This window comes from Pseudomonas sp. MM227 (genome assembly GCF_947090715.1).
In the GTDB taxonomy this organism is placed as follows: domain Bacteria; phylum Pseudomonadota; class Gammaproteobacteria; order Pseudomonadales; family Pseudomonadaceae; genus Aquipseudomonas; species Aquipseudomonas baltica.
Map to the genome: position 1 here is coordinate 4318375 of NZ_OX352319.1, position 17935 is coordinate 4336309.

The window sequence follows — 17935 nt, forward strand, 5'->3', positions numbered from 1 at the left end:
GAGCACCGACGCCCCCCAGAGGCCCGTCCATGTTCGATTTCACCGCCACCTTGCAACAACGCTTCGCTGCTTTGCGCACCCGCGCCGAATTCTTCTCCCTGCGCCACGTGCGCCAATCCAGCCAGCACCTGGCCGTGCGCAAGAACATTGCCGAACCGCCGAGCCTGAGCCTCGACGAAGGCGTGATGATCACCGTTCGAGTGCATGGCGTGGAAGCCTATGCCGCCACCGGCGACCTTTCCCTGCAAGGGTTGCAGCAGGCCCTGGCGCGTGCCGAACAGCAGGCAGGCGCGATCGCCGCGCATGCCCTGCTCGACCTGCAGCAACAACCGGTCAGCAGTGCCCGCAGCGACTACCTCTCCCCCGAAGTGCAGGCAGCCTTTCCGACTCTGGCCCAGTGCTACCAACTGCTCAATGAAGAGTCGGCCAGCGTGCCCGACGACTCCCGCCTGGTCAGCTGGTATGCCGGCCTGGGCGTCACCGATGTCGAACAGATCTACCTGAACAGTGCCGGCGCGCAGATCCGCCAGGCGCAGCGCTTCGTCTTTCCTGGCTTGAGCGTCACCGCTTTCGATGGCAACGACAGCCAGACCCGCAGCCTGGGCCGCGACAATTTCGGCCAGCAAGGCGGTGTCGACGTGATAGAGCGCTGCGGCATCGTTGGCGCGGCTCGCCAGGTCGCCGACCAGGCCCTGCAGTTGCTGCTGGCGCCCAACGCCCCACAGGGCCCGCGCGACCTGCTGCTGACGCCCGACCAGATGATGCTGCAGATTCACGAATCCATCGGCCACCCGTTGGAGCTGGACCGCATCCTGGGTGATGAGCGCAACTACGCGGGCACCAGCTTCGTCAAGGTCGAAGACTTCGGTCACCTGCAGTATGGCTCGCCGCTGCTCAATGTGACCTTCGACCCGGACATTCCCCACGAGCTGGCCAGTTATGCCCATGACGACGACGGCACTGCAGCGAGCAAGCAGTGGCTGATTCGCGATGGCGTACTGGTCCGGCCACTGGGCGGCGCGCTGTCGCAATACCGCAGCGGCATGGCGGGCGTGGCCAACAGCCGCGCCAGCAGCTGGAACCGGGCGCCGATCGACCGCATGGCCAACCTCAACATCGAACCGGGCGAGCACAGCCAGGCGCAACTGATCGCCGGCATCGAGCACGGCATCCTGATGTCCACCAACCGTTCCTGGTCGATCGACGATGCGCGCAACAAATTCCAGTTCGGCTGCGAATGGGGTCGGTTGATCGAGAACGGCGAACTCAAGGGCGTGGTCAAGAACCCCAACTATCGCGGTATTTCCGCCAGCTTCTGGAAAAAACTCAGCGCCGTGGGCGACGCCAGCACGCTGCAGGTGCTGGGCACGCCCAACTGCGGCAAGGGCGAGCCCAACCAGGTCATCCGTGTGGGGCACGCTTCGCCCAGTTGCGTGTTCAGCCAGATCGACGTTTTTGGAGGTGACGCATGAGCCATCACGCCGAGCATTTCCAGGCACTGGTGCAGTGGCTGCGCCAGGCTGCGGCCCCGACCCAGCGCTTCACCCTGAGCTACAACGCCGAGGCCTCGGATTTCATCCGTTTCAACCACGCCCGGGTACGCCAGGCGGGGCAGGTTGCCCAGGCCACCGTGTCGCTGAAGCTGATCGAAGACGGTCGTCAGGCCGAGCTGCAACTGACCTTGGCCGAGGACCTGGAGGTGGACCGGCAGCGTCTGACTCAGGCCCTGCACCAGCTGAGCCAGACGCTGCCGCTGCTGCAACCGGACCCCTACCTGCAACTCGACACCTCGCCGTGGCAGACCCGTCATGTCGACGACACGCCCTTGCCCGATGCGGGTCAGGTGGTCGAACAGATAGGCACGGCGGCCAGCGGCCTGGACCTGGTCGGCATCTATGCCGCGGGCACGATCTGCCGCGGTTTCGCCAACAGCGACGGGGCCTGCGGTTGGCATCAGGCCAACAGTTTCAATTTCGATTTCAGCCTCTTCCATGCCAACGGCGAGGCAGTCAAGGCGAACTATGCCGGCCAGCAGTGGCAGGCACGCGCCTTCGCCGATCGCCTGGCCCAGGCCCGCGAGCAGCTGGAGCACCTGAGCCGACCGCCCAAGGTGCTGTTGCCGGGCGCGTATCGCGCCTACCTGGCGCCGGCGGCCCTGGATGAAATCATCGGGATGCTGGGCTGGGGGGTTTCTCTGCACAAGCCATCGCCAGCAAGAACAGCCCTCTGCAACGGCTGTACGCCGGCGAGGCACGCTTGAGTGCGCAGGTGAGCTTCGAGGAGCGCATCAGCGGTTCGTTGACCCCGGCGTTTTCCCAGGAAGGCTATCCGCGCAAGGACCTCTCGCTGGTCAGCCACGGCTTGGCCGTCGAACGCCTGGTGGACTCGCGCAGCGCGGCCGAATACGGCCTGCAAGGCAACGGCGCGGACAACTCGGAAATGCCCGGCGCGCTGCAGATGGCCGCCGGCGACCTGCCTTTGGCCCAGGTGCTGCAACGCCTCGGCACCGGGCTGTACATCAGTAACCTGTGGTACCTGAACTACTCCGACATGCCAGCGGCGCGCATGACCGGGCTGACTCGGTTCGCCACTTTCTGGGTGGAGGACGGTCAGATCGTTGCACCGGTCCAGACCATGCGTTTCGACGACAGCGTCTACAGTGTCCTGGGGGACCAGCTGGAAGCGCTGACGGCCGAGCGCGAGCTGATCCTCTCGACCAGCACCTACGGTGAGCGCCAGACCAGCTCCAGTTTGCTGCCCGGCGCGTTGGTGAAGCGGTTGCTGTTGACGCTGTAGGAGCGGCCCGTGGCCGCGAAAGGTACACCGCCATCGGCCTGACACACCGCGGCGACCCCTTCGCGGCCGATGACCGCTCCTACAGTAGATCGCGGCGCTGCGGTAACCGTAGAAGCGGTCCGTGGCCGCGAAAAGGGCACCGCAGAGCGTCAGGTACACCGCGGCAACCCTTCGCGGCCGATGACCGCTCCTACAGTAGATCGCGGCACTGCGGTCACTGTAGGAGCGGCCCGTGGCCGCGAAAGGCGCACCGCAGAGCGTCAGGCATACCGCGGTGACCGCTGCTACGGGGTTTGCCATGAACATTCGTCATTCACCTCAAACAACAAGAGGCCCCATGTCCACGCGCCCAACACTGGATCCCGCTACCGCTCGCTGGCTGCCCTGGGTCATCGCCATTGCCTTCTTCATGCAGGCCCTGGACGGCACCATCCTCAACACCGCGCTGCCGGCCATGGCCAGCGACCTGGCGGAAAACCCGTTGCGCATGCAATCGGTGATCATCGCCTACATGCTGACGGTCGCGCTTCTGATCCCCGCCTCAGGCTGGATTTCCGACCGCTTCGGCACGCGCAAGGTGTTCTTCAGCGCCATCATGCTGTTCAGCATCGGCTCGCTGCTGTGTGCACTGTCCCAGAGCCTGGCGATGCTGGTCGCGGCTCGGGTCATTCAAGGCCTGGGCGGTGCCCTGATGCTGCCGGTGGGCCGGCTGGTGGTGCTGCGCGCCTACCCGCGCTCGGAACTGGTGCGCATCCTCAGCTTCATCACCGTGCCTGCCTTGCTCGGCCCGCTGCTGGGGCCGACCCTGGGTGGCTGGATGGTCGAATGGCTGAGCTGGCACTGGATCTTTCTCATCAACCTGCCGGTGGGCGCACTGGGCTGCTGGGCGGTGTGGCACTTCGTGCCCGACCTGCGCGGCGCCGAACGCACGCGCTTCGATGGCATCGGCTTCGTGCTGTTCGGGGCGGCGATGGTACTCATCACCATCGCCATGGAGGGCCTGGGCGAGCTGCACTTGCCGCACCTGCGAGTGATGCTGCTGCTGTTCGTCGGCATGGCCTGCCTGGCTGCCTACTGGCTGCGGGCGGGGCAGATCGACAACCCGCTGTTCTCGCCGAACCTGTTTCGCACGCGCACCTTTGCCATCGGCATTCTCGGCAATCTGTTCGCCCGCCTGGGCAGTGGCGCCCTGCCGTTCATGGTGCCGTTGCTGCTGCAAGTCGCCCTGGGGCATTCGCCTTCGGAAGCCGGCATGAGCATGATTCCACTGGCGGCAGCCGCCATGGTTTCCAAGTCGTTTTCCCGGCCGATCATCGAACGCTTCGGCTATCGCATCGTGCTCACCGGCAACACCTTGCTGCTGGGCGTGTTGCTGGCCAGCCTCGGCCTGGTCTCGGAAACCACCCCCTACTGGCTGCTGTTGACCCAACTGGGCTTGCTCGGCGCAGTCAACTCGCTGCAGTTCGCGGCGATGAACACCGTGACCCTGATCGATCTGGACGACGAAAGCGCCAGCAGTGGCAACGGTCTGCTCTCGGTGGTGGCGCAGCTCTCCCTCGGCCTGGGCGTGGCCTGCGCCGGTGCTCTGCTGGGCGGATTCACTGCGTCCCTGGGCAACGAGGGTGTGGACACGGTGCTGGGTGCGTTCCAGGCCACGTTCCTGACCATCGGGTTGATGGCGATGCTGGCTGCCGGGATCTTCGTGCAACTGTCCGACAGCGATGGACGGCGCGCACCTCGTCAGGAACCTCCGGTGGAGCACTAAGCAGGCTTAGGGCGAAAGGCCACGGGGCTGATACACTGCGCGACATTTTGTTTTGCAGGCCCGTCCCGTGACCACCATTGCCACTGCTTTCAACACGCTGCCCCTGTCCGCCGCCATGCTGGCCAACCTGGAATCCCTCGGGTATGCCCAGATGACGCCGATCCAGGCGCAGAGCCTGCCGGTGATTCTCAAGGGCATGGACCTGATCGCCCAGGCCAAGACCGGCAGCGGCAAGACGGCCGCGTTCGGCATCGGCCTGCTGAACCCGATCAACCCGCGCTATTTCGGCTGCCAGGCGCTGATCATGTGCCCCACGCGCGAGCTGGCCGACCAGGTGGCCAAGGAAATCCGTCGCCTGGCCCGCGCCGAAGACAACATCAAGGTGCTGACCCTGTGCGGCGGCGTGTCGTTCGGCCCGCAGATCGCCTCGCTGGAACACGGCGCGCACATCATCGTCGGCACGCCGGGACGTATCCAGCAACACCTGCGCAAAGGTTCGCTGGTGCTCGACGGGCTCAACACGCTGGTGCTCGACGAAGCCGACCGCATGCTCGACATGGGCTTCTACGACTCTATCGCCGACATCATCGAGCAGACCCCGGAACGCCGGCAGACCTTGCTGTTCTCGGCCACCTACCCGGTCGGCATCAAGCAGCTGTCGTCCAAGTTCATGCGCGACCCCCAGCAGGTCAAGGCCGAGGCACTGCATGCCGACAGCCAGATCGAACAGCGTTTCTACGAAATCTCGCCGGATGACCGCATGGCCGCCGTGGTGCGCGCCCTGGGCCACTTCCGCCCACAGTCGTGCGTTGCCTTCTGCTACACCAAGCAGCAATGCCAGGAAGTGGTCGATCACCTGACCAGCAAGGGGATCAGCGCCGTGGCGCTGCATGGCGACCTGGAACAGCGCGACCGCGACCAGGTTCTGGCGATGTTCGCCAACCGCAGTACGTCCGTGCTGGTGGCCACCGACGTGGCCGCCCGTGGCCTGGACATCGATGCCCTGGACATGGTGATCAACGTCGAGCTGGCGCGTGACTCGGAAATCCACATCCACCGCGTGGGCCGTACCGGTCGCGCTGGCGAGAAAGGCCTGGCGATCAGCTTCGTCGCCCCCGCCGAGGCGCACCGCGCCCAGGCCATCGAGCAACTGCAGAAGTCGCCGTTGGCCTGGGCCGAACTCGACAGCCTGACTTCCAAGGGCGGCGAGCCGCTGCTGCCGCCAATGAGCACCCTGTGCATCGGCGCCGGGCGCAAGGACAAGGTACGGCCGGGCGACATTCTCGGCGCGCTGACTGGCGATGCGGGCATTCCCGGGACCCAGGTCGGCAAGATCGCCATTTTCGATTTCCAGGCGTTCGTGGCCGTGGAGCGCGGAATCGCCAAGCAGGCGCTGCAGCGTCTGAACAGCGGCAAGATCAAGGGCCGTTCGCTGCGCGTACGGATTCTCTGACCGCAGGCCAGGCCTCTTCGCGGGCAGAGGGCTCGCCGCCCGCCCTGCTCCCACAGGGCGATGTCCGAACGCCTAACCTTGTGGGAGCGGGCTCCCACAGGGTGAGGTCCGAACGCCTAACCTTGTGGGAGCGGGCTCTGCCCGCGAAGAGGCCTCCCCTGACACCCCCGATTCGAGAGGACCCAGCAGTGCGCTCTACCCCCGTCATCATCATCGGCGCCGGTGCCGCCGGCCTCATGTGCGCCTTGAGCGCTGCACAGCGAGGTCGCGAGGTACTGCTGATCGACCACGCCAACAAGCCGGGCAAGAAGATCCTCATGTCCGGCGGCGGTCGCTGCAACTTCACCAACATGTACACCGAACCGGCCAACTTCCTCTCGCAGAACCCGCACTTCTGCAAGTCGGCCCTGGCGCGCTATACCCAGTGGGATTTCATCGCCCTGGTGGCCAAGCACGGCGTGCCCTACCACGAGAAGAAACTCGGCCAGCTGTTCTGCGACAACAAGTCCAGTGACATCCTCGGCTTGCTGCTGGACGAGTGCGAAAGCGCCGGCGTCGAGTTGCGCATGGACACCTCGGTGCAGTCCATCGAGAAAACCGCCGACGGCTATCGTTTGCAGACTTCACTGGGCCTGCTGGCGTGCCAGTCGTTGGTGGTGGCCACTGGCGGGCTGTCGATTCCGACCCTGGGCGCGACCGGCTTCGGCTACCAGATCGCCCGCCAGTTCGGTCACAGTGTGCTGCCCACCCGCGCAGGGCTGGTGCCGTTCACCATCACCGACCAGCTCAAGGACATCTGCACCGAGTTGTCCGGCACCTCGGTGGATTGTGTGGCCAGCTGCAACGAACAAGCGTTTCGCGAGAACCTGCTGTTCACCCATCGCGGCCTGAGCGGGCCGGCGATCCTGCAGATTTCCTCGTTCTGGCAGCCCGGCGACACCGTCGAGATCAACCTGCTGCCCGATCACGATGCGTTGGCGTGGCTGCAGCAACAGCAGGCCGAGCGGCCCAATTCGGAGCTCAAGACCCTGCTGGGTGAAGTCTTCACCAAGAAAATGGCCAACCTGTTGGCCGAACACTGGTTCGTGTCCAAGCCGATGAAGCAGTACACCCCGGCCGAGCTGCAAACGGTTGCAACTACGCTGGGCGCCTGGCAGTTGGTGCCGGCCGGCACCGAAGGCTATCGCACCGCCGAGGTGACGCTGGGCGGCGTCGATACCCGCGAGGTGTCGTCCAAGACCCTGGAATCGTTGAAAAGCCCGGGGTTGTATTTCATCGGCGAGGTGCTCGATGTCAGCGGGCATCTGGGCGGCTTCAATTTCCAGTGGGCGTGGGCCTCCGGATACGCCGCCGCGCAGTACGTGTAGCACGCCGCGGATCTGCGGCGCTGCCGGACGCGGCTCGCGCCGCTGCTACAGGGTCCCCACACTCTCTCGATCCGCCACCGCCCCTGTAGCAGCGGCGCAAGCCGCGTCAGGGGCCGCCGCGCAGTATCGGGCGTGCGCCGACAATGGTAGATTGACGCCGTTCATCAGTTCCCTCGCCTACAGGTCGACTCCTTTTTCATGGCATCCAGGTCGTTCCGCCAATCGATGCGCCGCTTGTGGGCGCTGGACAAATTCAGCTACAGCGTACGGGTGTTCATCGCGCTGTCCGGCAGCATGGCGCTGTGCTGGTATGAAAACGAGATGCGTCTGCTGGTGCCACTGTTCCTGGGCATCATCGCCTGTGCCCTGGCTGAAACCGACGACAACTGGCAAGGCCGCATCCGCGCCCTGGCAGCCACCCTGTCGTGCTTCACCGTCGCCGCTTTTGCCGTTGAACTGCTGTTCCCCTACCCCTACATCTTCGTCACGGCCCTGGCCGTGGCCAGCTTCGCCCTGACCATGCTCGGCGCGCTCGGCGAGCGCTACGGTGCCATTGCCTACGCCACCCTGATCCTCTCGGTCTACACCATGATCGGCGTCGACCAGCGCGGCGGCGAAGTCAGCAACCTGTGGCGCGAGCCGGTGCTGCTGGTGGCCGGCGCCGCCTGGTATGGCCTGCTGTCGGTGCTGTGGCAGGTGCTGTTTTCCAACCAGCCGGTGCAACAGGCCCTGGCGCGGCTGTTCAGCGAGCTGGGGCAGTACCTCAAGCTCAAGTCGAGCCTGTTCGAACCGATCCGCCAGCTGGACGTGGAAGCCCGCCGCCTGGAGCTCGCCAAGCAGAACGGTCGGGTCGTGGCCGCGCTCAACGCGGCCAAGGAAATCATCCTGCACCGAGTCGGCAACGGCCGTCCCGGCTCCAAGGTCAGCCGCTACCTGAAGCTGTACTTCCTGGCCCAGGACATCCACGAGCGCGCCAGTTCCTCGCACTACCCCTACAACGCATTGGCCGACGCCTTCTTCCACAGTGACGTGCTGTTTCGCTGTCAGCGTCTGCTGCGCCAGCAGGGCGTGGCCTGCCAGCGGCTGGGCGAGTCGATCCAGTTGCGCCAGCCGTTCATCTACGACGACAGCTTCGCCGAGGCCTTGAGCGACCTGCACGCTTCGCTCGAACACCTGCGGATCCAGAGCAACCCGGCCTGGCGCGGCCTGTTGCGGTCGCTGCGCGCGCTGGCGGCCAACCTCGGCACCCTCGACCGCCTGCTCAGCGACGCCGGCAATCCCGACCGTCTGGCCGATGCCCGCGACAGCAGCCTGCTGGACCGCTCGCCGCACACTCTGAAAGACTTCTGGGGCCGCATCCGGCAGAACCTCACGCCCACTTCGCTGCTGTTTCGCCATGCCCTGCGCCTGCCCCTGGCACTGGTGATCTGCTACGCCATGGTGCACCTGATCCACCCCAGCCAGGGCTACTGGATCATGCTGACGACCTTGTTCGTGTGCCAGCCCAGCTACGGCGCCACCCGCCGCAAGCTGGGCCAGCGGATCATCGGCACCGCCATCGGCCTGACCGTGGGCTGGGCGCTGTTCGACCTGTTCCCCAGCCCCATCGTGCAGTCGCTGTTCGCCATCGGCGCCGGCCTGGTGTTCTTCGTCAACCGCACCACGCGCTACACCCTGGCCACGGCCGCCATCACCTTGATGGTGCTGTTCTGCTTCAACCAGACCGGCGACGGCTACGGGCTGTTCCTGCCACGGCTGTTCGACACCCTGCTCGGCAGCCTGATCGCCGGCCTGGCGGTGTTCCTGTTCCTGCCCGACTGGCAAGGCCGCAAGCTGAACAAGGTGCTGGCCAACACGCTGACCTGCAACAGCATCTACCTGCGCCAGATCATGCAGCAATACGCCAACGGCAAGAGCGACGACCTCGCCTATCGCCTGGCACGGCGCAACGCCCACAATGCCGACGCTGCGCTTTCCACCACCCTGGCCAACATGCTCATGGAGCCCGGCCACTTCCGCAAGGAAGCCGACGTCGGCTTCCGCTTCCTGGTGCTGTCGCACACCCTGCTCAGCTACCTGTCCGGGCTGGGTGCGCACCGTGGCACCGAGCTGCCGGCCGAGGCGCGCGAACAATTGATCGGCGGGGCCGGCGAAAGCCTGGCACGCAGCATCGACGAAATCGCCACGGGCCTCGCCACGCGTGTGCCGGTGCAGGTGCAGAGCGACAGCGAGGAAGCGCTGGCCGACGAACTGGAACAGATGCCCGAGGAGGTCGACGAAGGCCAGCGTCTGATGCAGACCCAGCTGGCGCTGATCTGTCGGCAGCTGGGGCCACTGCGCACCCTGGCCGCGCACTTGATCAAAGGCCCGACCGCAGCTGCCGCCAGCTAGCGGGCAACCGAAACCTTGAACGAGGTAACCATGGCCATCGAATGGATGTGCATGCACCACAGCGAGCTGGATGTGCACCAGCTGTACGAAATCCTGCGCCTGCGCAGCGAAGTCTTCGTGGTCGAGCAGCAATGCCCCTATCAGGACGTTGATGGGCAGGACCTGCAGGCGGACACCTGTCACCTGCTGGCTTGGAGCGAGGGCCGCCTGGTGGCCTACCTGCGCCTGCTCGACCCTTCCACACAGAGCGGTGACGTGGTGATCGGCCGAGTGATCACTGCCCCATCTGCGCGCGGTACCGGCCTGGGCCACGCGCTGCTGGCCAACGCTCTGGAGCACGCCGCGCGGCGCTGGCCGCAAATGCCGATAAAGCTATCGGCCCAGGCTCATCTGCAAGGCTATTACGGCCGCTACGGCTTCATTGCCCACGGCCAGGAATACCTGGAAGACAACATTGCGCACATCGCCATGTACCGGCGTGTCGAGGCTCAGGGGTAACCGAGTACCTGACGGATCTGCCCCAGGTTCTGGCCGATCCATTCACGGTCGATCGCGCCCCACTGCCTGATCACGTAGCGACCGATGTGGTTGCGCTCGCCATCCTGCTGCTCGAACTCGCAGGCGATGTCCAGGTCGGCCAGCGCCGCAATGGTGTCCTGGGCCGTGCGCCGGGGCATCCCGGTGGCCTCGATGAGGGCAGGCACGGTGGCCGCCTGGCCACTGTCGATAAGCCAGGCCACGTAGAGCCGGCGATAGAAACTGCTGCGGGTCTTGCTGACTTGCATGGGAATATCCTTCACGGCGGCGGGGGCAGATCACGGTAGGTCAGGTAGACGCGCAGGTCGAATTCCAACCGCTGATAACCGGGCAGCATGTGTTCGCACAGCTGGTAGAACGCCTTGTTGTGGTCGCTCTCGCGGAAATGCGCCAGCTCATGCACCACGATCATCTGCAGAAACTGCGGCGCCGCGTCCTTGAACAGCGAAGCGATACGGATTTCCTTCTTGGCCTTGAGCTTGCCGCCCTGAACCCGCGAAACCGCGGTGTGCAGGCCCAGTGCGCGATGCGTCAGGTCCAGGCGGTTGTCGAACAGGACCTTGTCGATGGCCGGCGCGTTGCGCAGGTACTCCTGCTTCAGGGCCATGGCATAGTTGTACAGCGCCTTGTCGCTCTGCACGGCGTGGCGATCCGGATAGCGCTGGCTCAGGTAGTCCGCCAGCTGTCCGCGCGCGATCAGTTGCCGGACCTGCTCCTGCAGTGCGGGTGGGTAGGCTTGCAGGTACTTCAGCGCGGTCATGGTGCCTGTTTCGACTTGAGAAAGGTGTCCAGTGTAACGCCTGCGTGGCGCTGGCGTCACACCGCTGCCGGCTGCACGCCGGCGCTGACCAGCGGAAAGTCGCTGGCGGCCTGCGCCGTCAATGGCCGGGCAATCACGAAGCCCTGGATCCACTCGCAACCGGCGGCGCGCAGCCACTGGCATTGCTCAGCGGTTTCCACCCCCTCGGCGATCACCGTGATGTCGAACGCTTTGCAGGCCTGGATCACGCTGCGCGCGAACACACCATCGGGCTTGGAGTCGGGCAATCGAGCGATCAGGTGACGGTCCAGCTTGAGGGTGTCGATGGGCAGATCGCGCAGCAATTTCAGCGAGCACGGGCCGGTGCCGAAATCATCCAGGGCGATGCGCACACCGAGGTTGCGCAACTCCTGCAACTGCGCGGTGGCCTGGGGCAGGTTATGCATCAGCGAGCACTCCACTACCTCCACTTCGAGCTGATGCGGGCGCAACCCATGCAAGGCAATCGCGCGTTGCAGCTCGGCCACCAGGTTGGGCATGGCGAACTGGGCATTGCTCAGGCTGATGCTGAGCACCAGCTCGGCAGGAAAACGGCTGGACCAGGCGCGGCGCTGGGCGGCGCCTTCAGTGTAGATCCAGCTCGACAGGCGACTGATCAATCGGGCCTGTTCGAGCAAGGGAATGAACAGCCCCGGCTGCACGTCGCCGACGCTGGGATGGCACCAGCGCAACAGCGCCTCGAAACCGCGCAGACGACCGTCGAGCAGGGACACCTGCGGCTGGTAGACCAAACTGAAATCACGGTTCTCGATGGCTTCGCCAACGCTGGTTTCGAGCAGCAGACGCGAGCGCGCGCGACCGTTCAAGTCCTGATCGTAATAGCGGTATTGCTGGCGACCGGCCTGCTTGGCGGCATACATGGCGATATCGGCAGCGCGCAGCAGGCTGTCCAGGTTGGCGCCACACTCGGGGTAGGTGGCAATGCCGATGCTGACGCCCAGGCTGATGTCCACGCCATCCACGGTCTGCTCGATGGCGATGCGTTCCATGAGCTTTTCGGCCACCTTGGCGGCCTGCTCGGGGTAGTCGAGGTTGTCCAGCAGCGCAGTGAATTCGTCGCCACCCATGCGCGCCACCACGTCGAAGGGCCGCAGCACCGCTTTGAGCTGTTCGGCCACCCAGCGCAGGGCCCTGTCCCCAGCGTCGTGACCATGGCTGTCGTTGATACGCTTGAAGCCGTCCAGATCCAGATACAGCAGCGCCTGAGCCTTTTCCGTTCGCTCGTTGCGCACCAGCGCGCTCTCCACGGCCTGATAGAAACCGCGGCGGTTGAGCAGCCCGGTCAGCGGGTCAGTCACCGCCTGGTATTCCAGCTGCTGGTGCAGGCTGCGCACCACCGACATGTCGAGGATCGTCACCACCATGGCGCGCTGCTCGCCGGGCAACGGCGCGCACGACAGAGCCACCGGCAACTGCTGGCCGTTGGCCGTGCGCAGCAGCGCGTCATGCACCCGGTAGGTATTGCGCGTGCTGTAGGCGCGGTAGAAGTCGGACTCGGACCATTCGGGAATCTGCGGCTTGTGCAGGTAATCCGCCAGTTCGCCGCGCTGCAGTTGCTCCACCGTGGCGCCCAGCAGGCGCGAGATGGCCGGATTGGCGAAGGTGATCAGACCGTGCTCGTTGACCACCAGAATGCCCTCACCGGCATTTTCCAGCACCGAGGCATTGAAGGCGCGGGCCGCTTCCAGGTCACGGCTCAAACGCTGCAGGTCACGCCGGTTGCGCTGCTGTTCGAGCAGCGCCTGGACCTTGGGCCGCAGGATCTGCGGGTCGAACGGTTTGAACAGATAGTCCACCGCCCCTGTGGCGTAGCCCTTGAGCACGGAGGCCTGCGACTGCTCGTTGGCAGTCAGGAAGATGATCGGGGTCAAGCGCGTACGCTGGCTGCCACGCATCAGCCGAGCCACTTCGAAACCGTCCATGCCCGGCATCTGCACGTCGAGCAGAACTAGATCGACCTCATGTTCGAGCAGTTTGCCCAACGCTTCGACCCCGGAAGCTGCGGTCACCACCTGCCAGTCCTGGCGCTCGAGCAGGGCTCTCATGCTCAGCAGGTTTTCCGGATAATCGTCGACCACCAACAACGTGGAACCACCGTCAACGGACGGATCAGGGGCGCATTCCATGCTAATACTCGTTCAGACGTGCTGAATCCGGATTCGCCCGGAAACTTCTTGCGTTACTTTAGACGGGCTCGGCACAAAGCTGTAGGACAATTTCCCACGGTTTGCGTCACGAATGAGCACTCGCCGATGGACGGCGCGCCCTGTTCAAAAGGCATTGCCATGCCGAGAACACTGCGCCAGAACGAAAAAACCCGCCAACAGGCGGGTTTTTCGACAGCGGTGAGGCTTAGTTGACCTTGGCGTTCAACTCGCCGCTGGCATAGCGCTGGAACATGCCTTCCAGGGAGATCGGCTTGATCTTCGAGGCGTTGCCGGCAGTGCCGAACGCTTCGTAGCGGGCGATGCAGACGTCACGCATGGCTTTCACGGTTTCGGCGAAATATTTGCGCGGGTCGAACTCGGCCGGGTTCTGCGCCATGAAACGGCGGATCGCACCGGTGGAGGCCAGGCGCAGGTCAGTGTCGATGTTGACCTTGCGCACGCCGTACTTGATACCTTCGACGATTTCCTCGACCGGCACGCCGTAGGTTTCCTTGATGGCGCCGCCGTACTCGTTGATGATCGCCAGCCATTCCTGCGGCACCGACGAGGAGCCGTGCATCACCAGGTGAGTGTTGGGAATGCGCGCATGGATCGCCTTGATGCGGTCGATCGCCAGGATGTCGCCGGTAGGCGGCTTGGTGAACTTGTAGGCGCCGTGGCTGGTGCCGATGGCGATGGCCAGGGCGTCGACCTGGGTCTTGGCGACGAAATCGGCCGCCTCTTCCGGGTCGGTGAGCATCTGGCTGTGATCCAGGATGCCTTCGGCGCCCACGCCGTCTTCTTCACCGGCCTGACCGGTTTCCAGCGAACCCAGGCAGCCCAGCTCGCCCTCTACCGACACACCGCAGGCGTGGGCGAAGGACACGGTCTGCGAAGTCACGCGCACATTGTAGTCGTAGTCGGTGGGGGTCTTGCCGTCGACGCCCAGCGAGCCGTCCATCATCACCGAGCTGAAGCCCAGCTGGATCGAACGCTGGCAGATGTCGGGGCTGGTGCCGTGGTCCTGGTGCATGCACACCGGGATATGCGGGAACTCTTCGATCGCCGCCAGGATCAAGTGACGCAGGAACGGGGCACCGGCGTATTTGCGGGCGCCGGCCGAAGCCTGGACGATGACCGGGGAGTCGGTCTTGTCGGCCGCTTCCATGATGGCGCGCATCTGCTCGAGGTTGTTGACGTTGAAAGCTGGTACGCCGTAGCCGAATTCGGCGGCGTGATCCAGCATCTGACGCATGCTGATAAGTGCCATTGTCTTGTGTCTCCCGGTTCAGGGTCGTTGATCGTTGCAGCTCGCCGCATCGGCGGCCGCTCTTGAAGTAATGCCTATCATCGGTCTGGCGCAGTAGGCCCAGCCGTCACGGAGCCTTGCAGCCCCGGCCAATCAAATCGTCGGTAGCGACCCAGTACACCAGGCCCTCATCACCTTTCTTGTGGAACGCCAGCACACCATCGCTGAACAGCTCGCCCTCGGCCCCGGCCTGGGGCGTCAAGACGTACTGCTTGTCACTGCCGGCCAGGCGCACCTGCATCGCGCTCTTGTCGGCGGCACTGTACCGCCATTGCACCTCGACCTGGCTGTCGCACTGCCAACGTGTCCAGTCGGGGGACACCGGCATCGGCTTATCCAGGTAGGCGCAGCCAGAAAGCAGCGCCATTGCCATTATTGCCAAACCGCCTTTCATTCATATACCTCTGAGCACTGGCTCACGCGCCGCAATCCTGTGCCGTGTTCCGGGCACCGGCCGGCGCACCAGTGGCGTTGGTCTGCACCCGTTGATCGTCCTGAGTCGTGGGCGTCACCACAGACACCGGGCTGAACACTTCACAGGCGCTGCCGGCGCCTGAACTCATGCAACCGCTGGACAGCGCCGCTGCCAGCAGGGTGGCCAAACCGAATGTCGCGGAACCGATCTTCATGGTGAACTCCTTGTGCCGGAGGCACAGATAATCTTGGTGCCAAAGGCAGTGATAATCGTGAAACTCACCACAGAAGACCCCTGGCAAGCGCCATTGGTTGCCCTCACGGACAACCCGGTGCCTGCGCCTGTTGTTCCGGCTCGTAGCGCTCCAGAGCCTCAGGCCCCATGCGCTTGCCGACCACCGGGATGCTTTCGGCCTGCCACTGCGACTGCGAACAGCCGCCCGGGATCGCCGCCGGACCGTCGTCGACCGATGTTGCCGGCGCACCGGAACAGCCGGCAAGCAGGCCGATCAGCAACGCCAGGATGGGTGCCTTGAGCATCCGCTTCTCCTCGAGCCTCAAAGGACGTCAGGCCTTGGCCCGCTGTTCCAGCATTTCCACGGCCGGCAGCACCTTGCCCTCGACGAACTCGAGGAACGCACCGCCGCCAGTCGAGATGTAGGAGATGTCGCCAGCGACGCCGTACTTGTCGATGGCCGCCAGGGTATCGCCGCCACCGGCAATGGAAAAGGCCGGGCTCTGCGCGATCGCCTTGGCCAATACCTGGGTGCCGTTGCTGAACTGATCGAACTCGAACACCCCTACCGGGCCGTTCCACAGAATGGTCTTGGACGACTTGAGCAGCTCGGCGAAGTGCTCGGCGGTCTGTGGACCGATGTCCAGGATCATGTCGTCATCGGCTACGTCGGCAATGAGCTTGACCGTGGCTTCGGCGCTTTCGGCGAACTCCTTGGCCACCACCACGTCGACCGGCAACGGCACGCTGACTTTGGCCGCGATGGCGCGCGCCGTGTCGAGCAGGTCAGGCTCGTACAGCGACTTGCCAACCTTGTGCCCGGCTGCGGCCAGGAAGGTGTTGGCAATGCCACCGCCCACGATCAGCTGGTCGCAGATGCCGCTGAGGCTATTGAGCACGTCCAGCTTGGTCGAGACCTTGGAGCCGGCAACGATGGCGGCCATCGGCTTGGCCGGGGCGCCCAGCGCCTTGCCCAGCGCTTCAAGCTCTGCGGACAGCAGCGGGCCGGCTGCGGCCACCTTGGCGAACTTGGCCACGCCGTGGGTGGAGCCTTCGGCGCGGTGCGCAGTGCCGAATGCGTCCATCACGAACACGTCGCACAGCGCCGCGTAGCGTTGGGCCAGCTCGTCGGCGTTCTTTTTCTCGCCCTTGTTGAAGCGCACGTTCTCGAACAGCACCACATCACCCGCCTCGACCTGGACGCCGTCCAGGTAGTCGGCGACCAGCGGCACGTCGCGGCCCAAGGCCTTGCTCAGGTACTCGGCCACCGGCTTGAGGCTGTTCTCGGCAGAGAATTCGCCTTCGGTGGGCCGGCCCAGGTGCGAGCAGACCATCACCGCCGCGCCCTTCTCCAGGGCCAGCTTGATGGTGGGCAACGAGGCGAGGATGCGCGCGTCGCTGGTTACCTTGCCATCCTTGACGGGTACGTTGAGGTCTTCGCGAATCAGTACGCGCTTACCTTGCAGGTCGAGGTCGGTCATCTTCAACACGGTCATTGCGTTCAGTCCTTTCAAGCTCGTTTGGAATTGTTCATGACGCGCAGGTAATGCCCCGCAACGTCGAGCATTCGATTGGCAAAACCCCATTCGTTGTCGAACCAGGCCAGCAGGTTCACCAGGCGCGGGCCGGATACGCGGGTCTGGCTGGCATCGACGATGGCCGAATGAGGGTCGTGGTTGAAATCACAACTGGCGTGCGGCAACTCAGTGTAGGCCAGCAGCCCCTGCAACGGGCCACTGCACGCTGCTTCGTAGAGAATCCGGTTGACCTCCACGGCACAGGTGTCGCGCGCCATCTGCAGGGTAATGTCCAGGCATGACACGTTGACGGTCGGCACGCGCACTGCTTTGGCCTGGATTCGACCGGCAAGTTCCGGCAGCAGCCGTTCGATGCCACGGGCAAGGCCGGTGGAAACCGGAATGACCGACTGGAATGCCGAGCGCGTACGGCGCAGGTCTTCGTGGTGGTAGGCGTCGATCACCGGCTGGTCGTTCATGGCCGAGTGAATGGTGGTGATGGACACGTATTCCAGGCCGATGGCCTGATCCAGCAGGCGCAACAGTGGCACGCCGCAATTGGTGGTGCAGGACGCGTTGGAAACCAGCCGTTCGCGTCCGCTTAGGCAATCCTGATTGATACCGAACACGATGGTGGCATCGACGTCGGCTTCGCTGGCCATGGGCTGGGAAAACAGCACGGCCGGTGCGCCGGCGGCCAGGAAACGCTGGCCGTCGCCGCGGGTGTTGTAGGCCCCGGAGCATTCGAGCACCAGGTCGATGTCGAGCGCGGCCCAGTCGATCGCTTCGGGCGTGGCACTGCGGGTGACGCGTATGCGTTGACCGTTGATCAACAGGTGGTCGGCATCCACCGTGACTTCACCGGGAAAGCGGCCGTGGGTCGAATCGAAGCGCGTGAGGTACTCGATGCTGGCCATGTCGGCCAGGTCGTTGATCGCCACCACCTCGAACTCGGCCTGCGCACCGCGCTCGCACAACGCACGCAGCACGCAGCGACCGATGCGGCCGTAACCGTTGAGAGCGACTCTGTAGGGGCGTGGAGAAGACATGAGCAAGTACGCCTGGAATTATTATGAGCATCCGAGGACCACCCGTAGGAGCGGTCCGTGGCCGCGAAAGCCTCGCCGCGGTACACCTGACACACCGCAGCACGCCCTTCGCGGCCCATGACCGCTCCTACGCGG

General features: G+C 64.7%; 15 protein-coding genes and 1 pseudogene. 7 read left to right on the plus strand and 9 right to left on the minus strand.

The features are described 5' to 3' along the window. The first annotated feature begins 29 nt into the window (after positions 1–29). The 7 genes and pseudogenes from ONG87_RS19675 to ONG87_RS19705 all read left to right on the plus strand — a co-directional run bounded on the left by ONG87_RS19675 (position 30) and on the right by ONG87_RS19705 (position 10270). Positions 30–1472: a TldD/PmbA family protein gene (locus tag ONG87_RS19675; RefSeq protein ID WP_264381893.1), complete on the plus strand. Its 1443-nt coding sequence runs from the start codon at positions 30–32 to the stop codon at positions 1470–1472. After that, a pseudogene (locus ONG87_RS19680) lies at positions 1469–2796 on the plus strand (TldD/PmbA family protein). The gene ONG87_RS19675 and the pseudogene ONG87_RS19680 overlap by 4 nt, the downstream one beginning before the upstream one ends. 298 nt (positions 2797–3094) lie before the next feature. Next, complete coding sequence (gene mdtD / locus ONG87_RS19685) at positions 3095–4561, plus strand: multidrug transporter subunit MdtD (protein ID WP_367400479.1); 1467 nt, start codon at positions 3095–3097, stop codon at positions 4559–4561. A gap of 115 nt (positions 4562–4676) precedes the next feature. Continuing rightward, on the plus strand, positions 4677–6014 hold the full coding sequence (gene dbpA / locus ONG87_RS19690; RefSeq protein ID WP_240998843.1) for an ATP-dependent RNA helicase DbpA: 1338 nt from the start codon (positions 4677–4679) through the stop codon (positions 6012–6014). Positions 6015–6202: 188 nt separating this feature from the next. Beyond that, positions 6203–7381, plus strand: coding sequence for an NAD(P)/FAD-dependent oxidoreductase (locus ONG87_RS19695; RefSeq protein ID WP_122479808.1), 1179 nt, complete (start codon positions 6203–6205; stop codon positions 7379–7381). Between the two features lie 198 nt (positions 7382–7579). Beyond that, entirely contained in the window at positions 7580–9772 is a 2193-nt protein-coding gene (gene yccS / locus ONG87_RS19700; protein ID WP_122479809.1) for a YccS family putative transporter, read from the plus strand. A gap of 30 nt (positions 9773–9802) precedes the next feature. Then, positions 9803–10270, plus strand: coding sequence for a GNAT family N-acetyltransferase (locus tag ONG87_RS19705; protein ID WP_122479810.1), 468 nt, complete (start codon positions 9803–9805; stop codon positions 10268–10270). Here the strand turns inward: ONG87_RS19705 and ONG87_RS19710 are convergent. The 9 genes from ONG87_RS19710 to epd all read right to left on the minus strand — a co-directional run bounded on the left by ONG87_RS19710 (position 10261) and on the right by epd (position 17800). Next, a complete protein-coding gene (locus ONG87_RS19710) occupies positions 10261–10557 on the minus strand; it encodes a helix-turn-helix domain-containing protein (protein ID WP_049861413.1) in 297 nt (98 codons plus the stop codon). The two genes, ONG87_RS19705 and ONG87_RS19710, sit on opposite strands and share 10 nt — an antisense overlap. Positions 10558–10568: 11 nt before the next feature. Next, positions 10569–11069 (minus strand): M48 family metallopeptidase, encoded by a 501-nt coding sequence (locus tag ONG87_RS19715; protein WP_264381894.1) that lies wholly within the window; start codon positions 11067–11069, stop codon positions 10569–10571. Between the two features lie 56 nt (positions 11070–11125). Continuing rightward, positions 11126–13255 (minus strand): bifunctional diguanylate cyclase/phosphodiesterase, encoded by a 2130-nt coding sequence (locus tag ONG87_RS19720; RefSeq protein ID WP_264381895.1) that lies wholly within the window; start codon positions 13253–13255, stop codon positions 11126–11128. A 226-nt stretch (positions 13256–13481) separates the two neighbouring features. Continuing rightward, complete coding sequence (gene fba, locus ONG87_RS19725) at positions 13482–14546, minus strand: class II fructose-bisphosphate aldolase (RefSeq protein ID WP_043192347.1); 1065 nt, start codon at positions 14544–14546, stop codon at positions 13482–13484. A 106-nt stretch (positions 14547–14652) separates the two neighbouring features. Then, entirely contained in the window at positions 14653–14979 is a 327-nt protein-coding gene (locus ONG87_RS19730; protein ID WP_264381896.1) for an MliC family protein, read from the minus strand. Positions 14980–15001: 22 nt separating this feature from the next. Continuing rightward, complete coding sequence (locus ONG87_RS19735; RefSeq protein ID WP_122479814.1) at positions 15002–15214, minus strand: hypothetical protein; 213 nt, start codon at positions 15212–15214, stop codon at positions 15002–15004. Between the two features lie 103 nt (positions 15215–15317). Beyond that, the gene (locus ONG87_RS19740) at positions 15318–15539 is read right to left on the minus strand and encodes a hypothetical protein (RefSeq protein ID WP_264381897.1); all 222 of its coding nucleotides are present in this window, start codon (positions 15537–15539) and stop codon (positions 15318–15320) included. A 27-nt stretch (positions 15540–15566) separates the two neighbouring features. Continuing rightward, the gene (locus ONG87_RS19745) at positions 15567–16730 is read right to left on the minus strand and encodes a phosphoglycerate kinase (protein ID WP_122479816.1); all 1164 of its coding nucleotides are present in this window, start codon (positions 16728–16730) and stop codon (positions 15567–15569) included. Between the two features lie 14 nt (positions 16731–16744). Next, on the minus strand, positions 16745–17800 hold the full coding sequence (epd, locus tag ONG87_RS19750; RefSeq protein ID WP_122479817.1) for an erythrose-4-phosphate dehydrogenase: 1056 nt from the start codon (positions 17798–17800) through the stop codon (positions 16745–16747). Positions 17801–17935 lie beyond the last annotated feature (135 nt).